General features: G+C 65.9%; 14 protein-coding genes and 1 pseudogene. 1 reads left to right on the top strand and 14 read right to left on the bottom strand.

Annotation, left to right across the window (positions count from 1 at the left end; translation table 11 throughout):
• Positions 1-14 precede the first annotated feature (14 nt).
• From queA to CMV14_RS11105, 8 genes and pseudogenes are all read right to left on the bottom strand, one after another.
• Entirely contained in the window at positions 15-1,043 is a 1,029-nt protein-coding gene (queA, locus tag CMV14_RS11140) for a tRNA preQ1(34) S-adenosylmethionine ribosyltransferase-isomerase QueA (protein ID WP_066958969.1), read from the bottom strand.
• 337 nt (positions 1,044-1,380) lie between these two features.
• Positions 1,381-1,906: pseudogene (locus tag CMV14_RS11135) on the bottom strand (peptidylprolyl isomerase); the annotation flags it as partial.
• A gap of 94 nt (positions 1,907-2,000) precedes the next feature.
• A complete protein-coding gene (gene coaD / locus CMV14_RS11130) occupies positions 2,001-2,501 on the bottom strand; it encodes a pantetheine-phosphate adenylyltransferase (protein WP_066959296.1) in 501 nt (166 codons plus the stop codon).
• Positions 2,502-2,523: 22 nt separating this feature from the next.
• Positions 2,524-3,414: a polyprenyl synthetase family protein gene (locus tag CMV14_RS11125; protein WP_066958967.1), complete on the bottom strand. Its 891-nt coding sequence runs from the start codon at positions 3,412-3,414 to the stop codon at positions 2,524-2,526.
• A 3-nt stretch (positions 3,415-3,417) separates the two neighbouring features.
• The gene (locus tag CMV14_RS11120; RefSeq protein ID WP_066958966.1) at positions 3,418-3,663 is read right to left on the bottom strand and encodes an exodeoxyribonuclease VII small subunit; all 246 of its coding nucleotides are present in this window, start codon (positions 3,661-3,663) and stop codon (positions 3,418-3,420) included.
• A 54-nt stretch (positions 3,664-3,717) separates the two neighbouring features.
• Positions 3,718-4,398 (bottom strand): DUF1013 domain-containing protein, encoded by a 681-nt coding sequence (locus CMV14_RS11115; protein WP_066958965.1) that lies wholly within the window; start codon positions 4,396-4,398, stop codon positions 3,718-3,720.
• A 156-nt stretch (positions 4,399-4,554) separates the two neighbouring features.
• Positions 4,555-5,583, bottom strand: coding sequence for a glycosyltransferase family 4 protein (locus CMV14_RS11110; protein ID WP_066958964.1), 1,029 nt, complete (start codon positions 5,581-5,583; stop codon positions 4,555-4,557).
• Positions 5,583-6,446, bottom strand: a complete 864-nt coding sequence (locus tag CMV14_RS11105; protein WP_066958963.1) for a UDP-2,3-diacylglucosamine diphosphatase — start codon at positions 6,444-6,446, stop codon at positions 5,583-5,585. The genes CMV14_RS11110 and CMV14_RS11105 overlap by 1 nt, the downstream gene beginning before the upstream one ends.
• 215 nt (positions 6,447-6,661) lie before the next feature.
• Between CMV14_RS11105 and CMV14_RS11100 the strand changes: the two genes are divergently transcribed.
• Complete coding sequence (locus CMV14_RS11100) at positions 6,662-7,270, top strand: glutathione S-transferase family protein (RefSeq protein ID WP_238147265.1); 609 nt, start codon at positions 6,662-6,664, stop codon at positions 7,268-7,270.
• Between the two features lie 73 nt (positions 7,271-7,343).
• Here CMV14_RS11100 and CMV14_RS11095 read toward each other — a convergent pair whose 3' ends face one another.
• The 6 genes from CMV14_RS11095 to CMV14_RS11070 form a co-directional block, all read right to left on the bottom strand.
• Entirely contained in the window at positions 7,344-7,898 is a 555-nt protein-coding gene (locus CMV14_RS11095) for a peroxiredoxin (RefSeq protein WP_066958962.1), read from the bottom strand.
• A 103-nt stretch (positions 7,899-8,001) separates the two neighbouring features.
• Entirely contained in the window at positions 8,002-8,760 is a 759-nt protein-coding gene (locus tag CMV14_RS11090; RefSeq protein ID WP_066958961.1) for an ABC transporter ATP-binding protein, read from the bottom strand.
• Entirely contained in the window at positions 8,760-9,545 is a 786-nt protein-coding gene (locus CMV14_RS11085) for an MlaE family ABC transporter permease (RefSeq protein ID WP_066958960.1), read from the bottom strand. The genes CMV14_RS11090 and CMV14_RS11085 overlap by 1 nt, the downstream gene beginning before the upstream one ends.
• Before the next feature lie 10 nt (positions 9,546-9,555).
• Entirely contained in the window at positions 9,556-10,575 is a 1,020-nt protein-coding gene (alr, locus tag CMV14_RS11080; protein ID WP_238147264.1) for an alanine racemase, read from the bottom strand.
• A gap of 54 nt (positions 10,576-10,629) precedes the next feature.
• Entirely contained in the window at positions 10,630-12,213 is a 1,584-nt protein-coding gene (locus CMV14_RS11075) for an MFS transporter (protein WP_066958958.1), read from the bottom strand.
• A 128-nt stretch (positions 12,214-12,341) separates the two neighbouring features.
• Positions 12,342-13,235: a tyrosine-type recombinase/integrase gene (locus CMV14_RS11070; RefSeq protein ID WP_083215640.1), complete on the bottom strand. Its 894-nt coding sequence runs from the start codon at positions 13,233-13,235 to the stop codon at positions 12,342-12,344.
• Between the last annotated feature and the right edge of the window lie 129 nt (positions 13,236-13,364).

The raw sequence follows: 13,364 nt of genomic DNA, 5'->3' as shown, positions 1-13,364 counted from the left end.
CGCCTCCCCCGCCGTCAAGGCAGCAAAAGACTGGAGTCCCCGTAGCTGTAGAAGCGATATCCCGTGCCTATGGCGTGCGCATAGGCCGCCTGCATCCGCTCCCGCCCCATCAGCGCGCTCACCAGCATGAACAGGGTGGACTTCGGCAGATGGAAGTTGGTCATCAGCCCGTCGATCCCGCGAAAGCGGTAGCCGGGGGTGATGAAGATCGCGGTGTCGCCCTCGAAGGGGTGGATCAGCCCATCCTCCCCGGCCGCGCTCTCGATCAGCCGCAGGCTGGTGGTGCCGACCGCGATGACCCTGCCGCCCTTCGCCCGCACCGCGTTGAGCCGATCGGCGGTGGCCATGTCGATCCGGCCCCATTCGGCGTGCATGCGGTGATCGTCGGTGTCGTCGGCCTTCACCGGCAGGAAGGTTCCCGCGCCGACATGAAGGGTGAGAGTCTCGGTGGCGATACCGGCGACGGCGAGCGCCTCGATCAGCCGGGGCGTGAAATGGAGCGCGGCGGTGGGAGCCGCTACCGCCCCCTTCTCCCGCGCGAACATCGTCTGGTAATCCTCATGGTCGCGCTCATCGGTGGGGCGCTTGCCGGCGATATAGGGCGGCAGCGGCATGGTGCCGGCGCGTTCGAGCAGCAGTTCGACCGGCTCACTCCCCTCAAAATCGAGCAGGATCGATCCGTCCTCGCCGCGATCGGCGGCAATCGCCGACACGCCCACGCCGAAATCGATCCGGTCGCCGGTCCGCACCCGTTTGGCGTTGCGCACGAAGGCGCGCCATTGCCGCAGCCCTTCGCGCTTGTGCAGAGTGGCGCCGATCCGCGCCTCTCCGCGCCGCCCCTCCAGCTGAGCCGGAATCACGCGGGTGTCATTGAACACAAGGCAGTCGCCACCGCGCAGCAGACCCGGCAGGTCCGAAACCGATCGGTCGAAAATACCCTCCGCACCCTCCAGCACCAGCATCCTAGCGCTGTCGCGCGGGGATACGGGCCTAAGGGCGATATTCTCGGGCGGCAGATCGAAATCGAAAAGATCGACGCGCATTATTTGGGAGAGGCGATGGCCTCGTCGCTCGCAAGGCTCTGGACGGCGGCATCGGTGGCCGGACCGCCAGAGACCGCCTCGACCGCGGCCGAAGTGTCGGGGCCCGCGAGCGCTGGCTCAGCCGCCGCCTCGCCGCCAAGCGCCGCAGCCGGCGCGGGAAGCTCATTGGGGGTGGCGCCGTCCTTGGCCTTCTCGCGCGCCTGCTTCGCCGCCTTCTTCTGGGCCTTCTCAGCCTCCTTGGCGGCCTTCTTCGATTCCTTGGTCGGCGCAGCGACGACCGTGGGCGCGGGGGCGGGCGCGGCAGGCGGCACAAAGGCAACCGGAGCCTGTCCCTGGTCATCCGACTCTATCGACGCACGGACGATCTTGGAGGGGTTGGCCGGCGGCTCGCCCTTCTCCAGGGCATCGACATATTGCATGCCCGCGATCACCCGGCCGATCGCGGTATAGTTCCCGTCGAGCGTCAGATTGGGCTGGAGCATGAGGTAGAACTGGCTGTTGGCCGTATCGAGGCCCTCGGCCCGGGCCATCGCCATGGTTCCGCGCACATGCGGCAGATCGTTGAACTCGGCCTTCAGGTCGGGCAGGTCGGAGCCGCCCTCGCCGGTGCCCTTGGGATCGCCGCCCTGGGCCATGAAACCTTCGATGACTCGGTGAAAGCTGAGCCCATCATAGAAATGACGGCGCACCAGCGTCTTGATCCGCTCGACCGAATTGGGTGCCTTGTCGGGGCGCAGCTGGACCTTCACCCGCCCGCCGGTCGACAGGTCGAGATTCAGGATATTCTGCGGATCGGGCGGCGGCGGTACGTCTGCCGGCGCGATCTGGGCAAGCGCGGTGCCGGCGGCGAACAGGCCGGCCATAGCCGCAAGGACGAACTTCGAACGCTTCAAATCCATTCTCCCACGCACCTGACGGCCCCATAGAGCGGGGCGGCTTGCGCTCGGCTGAACCGGGTCAGCTTCCCTTCTTACCGATCTTTTCGACACGCGCGACGACTTCCTGCACCACCGTCGGCGGAACGAAGCGGCTGATCGCCCCGCCATAGATCGCGATCTCCTTGACGAGACGCGACGCGATCGGCTGCAGCGCCACGTCGGCCATCAGGAAGACGGTCTCGACCCGGTTGTTGAGCTGCTGGTTCATCCCCGCCATCTGATATTCATATTCGAAATCGGCGACGGCGCGCAGACCGCGCACGATCACCGACGCACCCATCTTCTCGGCGAAGTCCATCAGCAGCGAATCGAACGCCACGACCTCGATGCCCCCGCCCAGATCGGCGGTCTCGCGGCGGACCATCGCAAGCCGCTCCTCGACGGTGAACATCGGCGACTTCGACGCATTGGTGGTGACGCCGATGACGAGCTTGTCGACCAGCTTCGCCCCGCGCCGGATGATATCCATATGCCCCAGGGTGATCGGGTCGAAAGTGCCGGGATAGACGCCGATACGCATGATATACTCCCCCCCTTGGCGTTCAGCGGTCGCGATCGACCGCATAGGCCGCGATCTCGCGTAGCAGATCGGCCTCATGCCCGAAATTGCCAAGATGCTCGATCGCCTGTTCCGACAACAGCCGGGCCTGCGCTCGCGCCCGATCTATCCCCAGCAGCGAAACGAAGGTCGCCTTGCCGGCGGCATCGTCTTTGCCGGCCGCCTTGCCCATCGCGACCGGATCGCCTTCGGCATCGAGCAGGTCATCGGCGATCTGGAAGGCCAGCCCCAGATCATGCGCATAGCCGCGCAGCCGCGTGCGCCCTTCCGGCGGCACCTTGCCGAGGATCGCGCCGGCCTCGATCGAGAAGCCGATCAGCGCCCCGGTCTTGAGCTGCTGGAGCCGGCTTATCGTCGCCAGATCGTGCATCAGCGCCACCGCCGCCATGTCCATCGCCTGGCCGCCGACCATCCCCGCCGGGCCCGATGCAGCCGCCAGCGCCGCCACCAGTTCCGCGCGGACGAACGGATCGCCATGGGTGGCGGGTGCCGCCAATATCTCGAAGGCCAGCGCCTGGAAGGCATCGCCGACCAGGATCGCGGTCGCCTCGTCAAAGGCCTTGTGGACGGTCGGACGCCCCCGTCGCATGTCGTCGTCGTCCATCGCCGGCAGATCGTCGTGGACCAGGCTGTAGACATGGATCGCCTCGACCGCGACGCCCGCCCGTAGCGCGCATTCGGGATCGACGGCGAAAAGCCGCGCCGCGCCGCAGACCAACAACGGCCGTAACCGCTTGCCGCCGCCGATCGCCGCATGGCGCATCGCCTCGTAAAGTGTGCGGCGGCTGTCGTCGGGCGGGGTTAACAGCGCGTCGAAGCGGCTGTCGATCTCCTGCGCGATCCGCGCCAGCTCCAGGGACAGCAAATCGCCCATGGATCAGCTTGCGTTGAAGGGCTCTGTCCCTCGCGGCGCGCCGTCGGCGCCGAGACTAATCTTCTCGATCCGGGCCTGTGCGGCCTTCAGCCGCTCCTCGCAGCGGCGCTTGAGCGCGTCACCCCTGGCATAGAGCGTGATCGACTCGTCGAGCGGCACGTCGCCCGATTCGAGCTGCCGAACGATAGCCTCCAGCTGCTTGAGGGCCTCTTCGAAGCTGAGATCGGCGGGAACAGCGCTGTCATCCATAGGAGGGTTCTTGGTCTCGGCAGACGGTAGGGTCAAGCCGTCTTGCGATACCGCCTATTTCTTGAACGGATCGATGAAGGTCGCACCGCCGAAGGTCGATTCCTCGCTGGCGTGGATCGCATCGGCACTGCGGGCGGCGGCATCGCGCTCGGCACGCAGTTGGGCGATCAACTCCTCGCGATCGCCTTCCAGACGGGTGTCCGGCACCGCCTCGATGCCCGCCGCCTTGGCCGCCTTGGCGACGACCGCGTCCAGCTCGCGCTGCGAGCAGAGGCCCAGCGTCACGGGATCCTTGGGAACGATATTGGCGATGTTCCAGTGGGTCCGGTCACGGATCGCGGCGATGGTGGTACGCGTGGTGCCGATCAGCTTGGAGATCTGGCCGTCCGACACCTCGGGATGGTTGCGGATGATCCAGGCGATGCCGTCGGGCTTGTCCTGGCGCTTGGAAACCGGCGTGTAGCGCGGCCCCTTGGTACGGCGCAGCTGGTCCGGCCCCTTCTGCATGACGAGGCGGTAGTTCGGGTCCTTCTGGCCCTTCTCGATCTCGGCCATGGTCAGTTCGCCGGCGCGGACCGGATCGCGGCCGGTCAGCTTGGTCGCCGCCATGTCGTCCGCGATCGCCTGGATCTCCAGGATGTGCAGCCCGCAGAACTCGGCGATCTGCGGGAAGCTGAGCGCGGTGTTGTCGACCAGCCACGAAGCGGTCGCATGGGGCATGAGCGGCTGGGCCATGACGGTCCTCCAAAAATAAAAGGGCCGCCCCGTCACGGAGCGGCCGAAGCATGGACGATGATGTAGTGAAGGCCGTGGCGGAGGGCAAGAACTCTTAGATTCGGACCCCTTCTTCCTCACCAGCCCTCTCACGCGAAAGCGGCGGAAGTAGAAAGCCTATGCCGACAGCCGCTTCTTCCCCTCCCCCTGCGGGATCAGTGCGTCCAGGAACTGCTCGGCGCTGCGGCGCCAGCCGAAGGTCGCGCCATAGGCGGCGGCCGCCGCGCGATCGCAGGCGAGCGCCCTGGCGATCGCGACACCGAGATTCTCGTCCATGCCAGAGGAAGCGGGGTCGAGAACGTCGATCGGTCCGGTCACCGGATAGGCCGCGACCGGCGTGCCGCAGGCCAGCGCCTCGATCATCACCAGCCCGAAGGTGTCGGTGCGGCTTGGGAAGACGAACACATCCGCCCCGGCATAGGTCGATGCCAGTTCCTCGCCATGGAGCGCGCCGAGAAAGCGCACGTTCGGATAAGCGCGCGCCAGCGCCACTCGCGCCGGGCCGTCGCCGACGACCACCTTGGAGCCCGACACGTCGCACGCCAGAAAAGCCTCGATATTCTTTTCGACCGCAACCCGGCCGACATAGAGCTGTACCGGTCGAGGGAGATTGGCGAGCGCGGGGTGCCCGGCACGCCCGGCCGTGAACAGGTCGAGGTCCACGCCCCTGCCCCAGCGCCGGACCGGGCCGACCCCACGCGCCCGCAGGATCGCTTCGACCGACGGGGTAGAGGCCAGCACCGCCGACGATGGGCCGTGGAACCAGCGCATGTAGTGCCAGAACCAGTCGGCCGGCATTCCGGTCCGCTCCGCCACATAGTCCGGGAACTGGGTATGATAGGCGGTGGTGAAGAGGAAGCGGCGGCTCAGACAATGGCGACGCGCGGCGAGTCCGATCGGCCCTTCGGTAGCGATATGGATCGCCTCCGCGCCGAACTCGGCGATCCGGCGGCCGACCCCGAAATGGGTGGTCAGCGCCAGCCTGATCTCGGGATAGCTCGGGCATGGCAGGGTGCGGAACTGATCGGGGGCGATCACGCAGACATCATGGCCCATTGCAACCAGTTCGGCAGTGACCGACTGGAGCGTGCGGACGACGCCGTTGACCTGCGGGGCCCAGGCGTCGGTGGCGATGGCGATGCGCATCAGGCCGCCAGCGCCGCCGCCGACAGGCCCGCCTCCGCTTCGGCACGCTTGCGGGCCGCCATCTCGTCGGCCCAGTGGAGCACCTCCATCCTGCCGTCGAAATGCTCGACCAGCGCCGTACAACCTTCCACCCAGTCGCCGTCATTATAATATACGATGTCCCCGAACTGGCGGATCTCTGCGGTGTGGATATGGCCGCAGACCACGCCATCGACACCGCGCGTCCCCGCCTCGTGCGCGACGGCCTCCTCGAAGCGCGAGATGAACTCGACTGCGTTCTTGACCTTCTGCTTGGCGTGCTTCGACAGCGACCAATAGGGCAGGTCGAATTTCTGCCGCACCGCGTTGATCAAGACGTTCAGCCGCATCAGCGTCTCGTAGGCAAAGTCCCCGGCGAAGGCGAGCCAGCGGTGGCACATCACCACCGTGTCGAACTCGTCTCCATGGGTGACCATCAGGCGGCGGCCGTCGGCGGTCTGGTGGATCGCGCTGCGGCGGATCTCGATCCCGCCGAAGGTGAGGCCCGAGAATTGCCGGAACATCTCGTCATGGTTGCCCGGAATGTAGACGACACGGGTGCCGCGCTTGGCGCGCTTCATCACCCGCCAGACGATGTCATTGTGCGCCGAGGGCCAGTACCAGCTTCGCCTGAGCCGCCAGCCATCAATGATGTCGCCGACCAGATACATCGTGTCGCTGTCGGTAGAGTCCAGGAAATCGATCAGCATCTGGGCGTTGCAGCCGCGCGTGCCGAGATGGATGTCCGAGACCCAGATGGTCCGGTAACGGCGGCGCTCGCGGCGGGCTTCGGGAAAGGCCGGGCGGGCGCCTTGCGCGGCCGCGATCCGGGTGATGGCGTTCATCGCTCGTCTCCTGGCTGGGTGACGTGCGGAGCCTATGATTCGCTTTTGTTACAGCCGCCCCGACGAACGCTTACGCCTTTGTGACAAGGGTCTGGGCCGGGTTCCGAACCTTGCACAAAGGTCCAGCGATCCCAGAACGATAAGGGGGCTTTATCAAAGCGCGTTGCACCTTTGTTTCTTTACGCTGACAAGCGGCTCTATGCCCGGCGAAAGAGATGGAAGGGGAAGAATCGGTGCGCATCTATGGCGATTCGGTCTCGGGAAACTGCCTGAAGGTGAAGTGGACCGCCGACCTGCGTGGCCTTTCCTACCAGTGGATCGAGACCAGCGTTCTCAACGGCGAGACGCGGGCACCGGATTTCCTCGCCATGAACCCGGCCGGTCAGGTGCCCCTGGTCCGCTTCGACGACGGCCGGTGCCTGGCGCAGTCCAACGCGATCATGCTGGCCTTCGCCGAGGGTTCGGACCTCATCCCCACCGATGGCTACAGCCGGGCGAAGATGCACGAGTGGCTGTTCTGGGAACAATATAGCCACGAACCCTATGTGGCGGTCGCGCGCTTCCAGCTGCGCTATCTGGGCAAGAATCCGGCCGAACTGGAGCCGCGCATCGTCGAACGTGGCAAGGCGGCACTCAAGCTGATGGACGATACCTTGCGCTGCCGGACCTTCCTGGCCAGCGATGTCTTCAGCCTCGCGGACATCGCCCTCGTCGCCTACACCCGGGTCGCCCCTGAAGGCGGTTTCCAGCTGGACGGCTATCCCGCGGTGAAGCGCTGGATCGCGCGGGTCGAACAGGCGCTCGGGATTGATCCGGCGCGCTGAAAATGGTGAAGACCGGGATCGCGGGGATCCCGGCCTCCAATGTCTTTACGCGCAACTACAGATACTTATTCCGTCACGCCGCGGCGTGTTGCTTCACCGGATGCGCCTTGAGCCATTCGAGCACCTTTTCGGGCGCGCTTTCCCCATAGGGGTCGTCGTCGGTCCCGGCGTCGTTGATTCCGGGTTCCTCGAACCAGGCGACGACCTTGCCGTCATCCACGACCATCGCATAGCGCCAGGAACGATCACCGAAACCGAGATGATCCTTGTTGATCAGCATGCCCATGCGGCGGGTGAAGTCGCCCGACCCGTCGGGCAGCATCTTGGTCTTCTCGATCCCGAGATGCTTCGCCCACTGGTACATGACGAAGGAGTCATTGACCGAAAGACAATAGACCTCGTCGGCGCCCGCGGCCCTGAGCGCGTCATAGCTGCGCTCATAGGCCGGGCACTGCTCGGTCGAGCAGGTCGGTGTGAAGGCGCCCGGCAGTGCGAAGACGACGGTGCGACGCCCCTTGAACAGTTCGCCGGTGTGAACATCCTCCCAGCGAAAGGGATTGGGACCGCCCACACTCTCGTCGCGCACGCGGGTCTTCAGGGTTACATCGGGAACGGTTCGTCCGAGCATCTTGGGTCCTTCTCTTGAATAGGAGCGCGCTGTCTGCCGAAGCGACGCTGATCGATCCAATGAGAAAATGCGCTTTCACTAATCGAAAGCGTCGAAGATGAATCTATCGTATCGGGCCTTCGGCTCGGCCCTGAACGAACTGATCCACATAAGGGTTTCCGCTGTCGTAGAGACGATCGCGCGGGCCGCGCCAGACGATCTTGCCTTGATAGAGCATCGCCACCCGATGCGCGATCTTGCGCGCCGACGCCATGTCATGGGTGATGGTGAGCGCGGTCACGCCCAGTTCCTCGACCAGTTCGACGATCAGATCGTTGATCACGTCGGCTCGGATAGGATCCAGGCCGGTGGTCGGCTCATCGAAGAAGATGATCTCCGGGCGGGGCGCGATCGCGCGGGCCAGCGCCACGCGCTTCTGCATCCCGCCCGAGAGCTCACTGGGCCTCAGGTCGAGAACGCTGCTGCCCAGTCCGACCCGTTCGAGATTCTCAGCCGCGATCTTACGCATATTCGCAGTATCGCGCGCACGCCCCTGGGTCAGGGCGAAGGTCACATTGCGCCAGATCGGGAGGGAATCGAACAGCGCCGAACCCTGGAACAACATGCCGAACTTGGCGCGCGCTGCCTCCAGCTCGCGGTTCGACATATGGGTCAGGTCCCGCCCGTCCACGCGGATCGCACCACGATCGGGCTTGATCAGGCCGAGGATGGTCTTGAGCATCACCGATTTGCCGCTGCCCGACTGTCCGATGATCACCATCGATTCGCCGCGCTCGATCTCCAGGTTGACGCCGTCGAGGACGCGGTTCGAGCCGAAAGCCTTGGCCACGTCCTCCAGGACGATCTTGAAATCCTCCGCCATCAGCCGAACGCCATCAGCGTGATGATCATGTTGCTGAGCAGGATCAGGATGAAGGCCGAGACAACCGCATCGGTGGTGGCACGCCCCACGCCAGCGGCGCCGCCCTGGGCGCGAAAGCCGTGATAGCAGCCCATCAGCGCGATGAAGAACCCGAAGAAGGCGGACTTGACCAGTGCCATCTGCAGGTCGGTCGCGGTGAGGAACTGCCGCGTGGTGTCGAGATAGCCGACCGCGTTGAAGCCGAGCTTGTAGACCGCGACGAAATAGCCGCCGAAGATGCCGATCGCGTTGGCGATCAGCACCATCAGCGGAATCGCGATCAGCGCGGCGATCAGCCGGGGAGCGATCAGATAGCGATAGGGATCTGTGCGCAGGGTGGTCAGCGCGTCGAGCTGCTCGGTGACGCGCATCGTCCCGAGCTCGGCCGCCATCGCCGACGAGACCCGGCCTGCCACCATCAAGCCGACCAGCACGGGTCCCAGTTCGCGCACGATGCCCAGCACGACGATCGCGGGGACGGTGGAGGTGGCGTTGAAGCGCGAGCCGGCGGTGAAGGTCTGCTGCGCCAGCGCCGCGCCCGAGAAGATCGCGGTCATGCCGACGACGGGCAGCGAGAACCAGCCGATCTGCAGCAGCTGTTCGAACAGCCGCGCCGGATAATAAGGCGGACGGACGGCACGCGACACCGTGGTCGCGGCGAACATCGTAACCCTGCCGATGCCGGCAAGCGCCGCGAGGAAAAACCGGCCGATCGAAGCGAAAAAGGCGATAAGAGGCTGCAAAATCGCGAATGTCCTAGTCGTTCCAGAGCCGCTGATAGCGGCTGCCCAGCCCCGTCAGCAACTCATATTGCGACAAGCCCGTCGCCTGCGCGGCGCGGTCGAGCGCATAGTCGACCGTCAACCAGTCCCCCTCGCCCACATCGGCCGTGCCGATATCGACGGCAGTCAGATCCATCGAGACGCGCCCGACCAGCGGGCAAGCCCGCTCCCCCGCCCACGCTACGCCATGGCCGGCAAAGGCGCGCAGATAGCCATCGGCATAGCCGAGGTTGAGGATCGCGACCCGGGCCGGCGCCACGGCGGTAAAGGTCGCGCCATAACCAACGGTATCGCCTGCCAGTAGGTCACGGATCTGAAGGATCTGCGCCTCGATCCCGGCGACCTGGGCGACGTGACCCGCCGCCGCCGGGTGCGGGATGCCCCCATAGAGGACAAGTCCGGGCCGGATCAGGCCGAAACCATAATCGGGGCCCAGGCAGGCGCCGGCCGAATTGGCGAGACTGTAACGCCTGGCGGGAACGGCCGCCGAAAGCTCGGCGAAGCTGGCGCGTTGGCGTTCGTTCAACGGATGGTCCACCTCGTCGGCGCAGGCGAGATGGCTCATAAGCACATCGATCTCGAGCCCGTCGAGCAGTCCCGACATGGCATCCGCAAGGCTGAGGCCGAGCCGGTTCATGCCGGTGTCGACCATCACGTCGCAGGGCCGCCCTGGCGCTTCAGCCTTCCAGCGCGCGACCATCGTGGGCGTGTTGAGCACGGGCCGCGCGGTCGAAGCCAGCGCCGCGGCCATATCCTCCTCCCGCACGCCGTGCAGCACCGAGAGGCCCGCACCGAATGGAAGCGCCCCCAGCGCATCGGCCTCCGCCCAGGTGGCGACGAAGAAGTCGCGGCAGCCCGCTGCGGCGAGCCGCCGGCTCACCTCATGCGCGCCGAGGCCATAGCCGTCGGCCTTCACCGCGGCCCCGGCGGGCGCGGCGGCCGTCGCGGACGCCCAGCGCCAGTTGGCGACAAGGGCGGCACCGTCCAGAATCAACCTGAGGGGAGCATCGTTCGGGATCACCGGAGCGCGATAGCGGTCCCGCTCCGGCTATTCCAGTTCTTTGCCCGCCGTTTCGGGCAGCCAGATGAGCGTGATCAGCAGCGACACCGCCACCACGGCCACCGGATACCACAGCCCCGCAAAGGGATCGCCGGTCTTCGCGACGATATACTGGCTTATGAGGGGCAGGAATCCGCCGAAATAGCCCGTGCCGATATGATAAGGGATGGACATGGACGTGTAGCGGACCCGCGCCGGGAACATCTCCACCATCAGCGCGGCGGACGGACCGAAGGTCATCCCCGACAAAAGGCCGATCGCGGTGAGACACAAAATGATCCTGACCCCCGCGCCGATGGGCGGCGTGACCTTTTCGAGGTCATAGCCCGCCGCCGAAAGCGATGCGTCCAGTGCTGCCGGATTCCGGGCATCCGCTACCCGTCCACCGATCGTCACCGACGGGGCCGTACCCGATGGGGCATCGATCGTGCCATAGGCGACCCCCTTCTTGGACAGCAGATCGAGCAGCCTTCCGCAGGCTCCGGCCTGCTCCTTGGCAAAGGGATCATAGCGGCAATCGCTGCCCTGCACGACGACCGGCGCGCGTTCCATCGCCGCGGCCAGGCCGGGATTGGCCGCATCGGCCATCCAGTGGAACAGCGGGAAGATCAGCAGCAGGGTCAGCACATAGCCGATCAGAATGGGTTTTCGGCGCCCGACCCTGTCCGAAAGCCAGCCGAACAGCACGAACCAGCCGAAACTGGATGCCGCCGAGGTGGCGATCAGTATCCGGGCGGCATCGTCGTCGACCCGGAGGCTGTTCTGGAGGAAATAGAGCGCCTGGAACTGACCGGTGTAGAAGATCACGGTCAGGCCGGCGGCCAGACCGAACAGGGCGATCAGGATCATCCTGACCCTCGCCCAGCTATCGAAGCTTTCGCGCAGCGGATTGCTCGCGATCTCGCCGGCCTCCTTCATCGCCTTGAACACCGGGCTCTCGTCAAGCTTCAGCCGCACCCACAGCGAAACGCCGAGCAGCACCAGCGAGAAGAGGAAGGGAATGCGCCAGCCCCAGGCCGCGAAGGCCTGCTTGTCGACGAACAGGCTGGAGGCGAGGACCACGATCAGGCTGAGCAGGAAACCGCCTATCACCCCCGACTGGATGAAGCTGGTGTAGAAGCCGCGCCGGTGCTTCGGCGCATGTTCCGCGACGTAGATCGCCGCCCCGCCATATTCGCCGCCCAGTGCCAGCCCCTGCAGGACTCGGCAGAGCACGAGCAATATCGGCGCGGCGATGCCGATCGTTTCATAGGTCGGCAATATCCCGACCGCAGCGGTGGCAACGCCCATCAGCGCGATGGTGACGAGGAAGGTATATTTGCGCCCCAGCCTGTCGCCGAGCACCCCGAACAACACCGCGCCTAGCGGCCGCATCCCGAAACCGACGCCGAAGCTGGCGAGGAAGATCAGGAAGCTGACAACCGGATTGTCGGAAGGGAAGAAATGCCCGGCGACGATGTTGGCTAGGGTGCCGTAGACGAAGAAATCATACCATTCGAACACGGTGCCCAATGTCGACGCGAAGATGACCAGCCGATCGCGCTTCGCGTCGAACACCACTTCGCCCGCCATACACCCTCCCCCGCGCGGCATCGCGCCGGGTCAGGGACTATGTCAGCACCTGTCGGCAGGCAAGCCTGCTACCGTATCAGTCGCCCTTGGCTCTGAGGATGTCGAAGGTCCGATCCGCAACTCCCTGGTCAGCGCCGCCGTGCCGCGTCCATCAGCGGGTGGCGGCTGTTGACCAGCTCGACCAGATGCGCGCTGTTCACATGGGTATAGATCTGGGTGGTGCCGATATCGGCATGGCCGAGCATCGTCTGCAACGCACGCAGATCGGCCCCGCCTTCCAGCAGATGGGTGGCGAAGGCGTGGCGCAGCACATGCGGGCTGATCCGCTGGGGAGGAATGCCGGCCTCGGCGGCCAGTTCGCGGACCAGCTGGAACAGCCGCACCCGGCTGAGATGGCCGTGCCCCGAAGGGAACAGCCAGGGCTGGTCGGCCGGAACGTGAAGCCCCCAATCGGCGACCGCCGCCCGCGCGCGTTCGGAAATCGGCACCAGCCGCTCGCGCCCGCCCTTGCCCCGCAGGATCAGGAAGGGCCGGTCGCCGCGCAGCGCGTGGCGCGGCAGCGAGACCAGCTCGGTCGCACGCAGCCCGGAGCCGTAAAGCAACTCCACCAATGCTATCAGCCGCAGGGTCAGCGGATCGGCATTGCGGTCGCGGCGGCGCTCCTCCAGCGTGTCGAACAGCCGCTCGACATCCTTGTGGCTCAGCGTGCGCGGCAGCGCGCGCTGCACCGCCGGGCGCGGCAAGGCGTCGGATGGATCGTCGTGGCGGATTCCCTCCTCCTCCAGGAAGGCGTAGAAGCGCCGCAGCACCGATGATTTGCGCGCGACGCTCGTGCGGCTCAGCGACATCCATTCGCCGCCGAGCCTCTGCAGCACGGCCGCATCGGCGCCGACCAGCCCGCCGGCCACCACTTCGGATGCACCGCGCAGGTCCGATCCATAGGCAAGCAGAGTGTTCTTCGCCGCCCCGCCCTCCGCGGCCAGCATCTCCAGGAACTGGGCGATGGCTTCGGAGTCCTTCACGGCAGGGATCCTCCCTGCCGCACAGCGGTGGGGAGGGGGACCGTTCGCGAAGCGAATGGTGGAGGGGTGATCCGACGACCGAGCAAGCCCCTCCGCCACGGCTTCGCCGCGGTCCCCCTCTCCGTGCTG

Origin of the sequence: Rhizorhabdus dicambivorans, from assembly GCF_002355275.1 — a bacterium.
Taxonomy (GTDB): Bacteria; Pseudomonadota; Alphaproteobacteria; order Sphingomonadales; family Sphingomonadaceae; genus Rhizorhabdus; species Rhizorhabdus dicambivorans.
The sequence above is the reverse complement of the archived record's forward strand: the minus strand, read 5'-3'. Positions and strand labels throughout refer to the sequence as shown.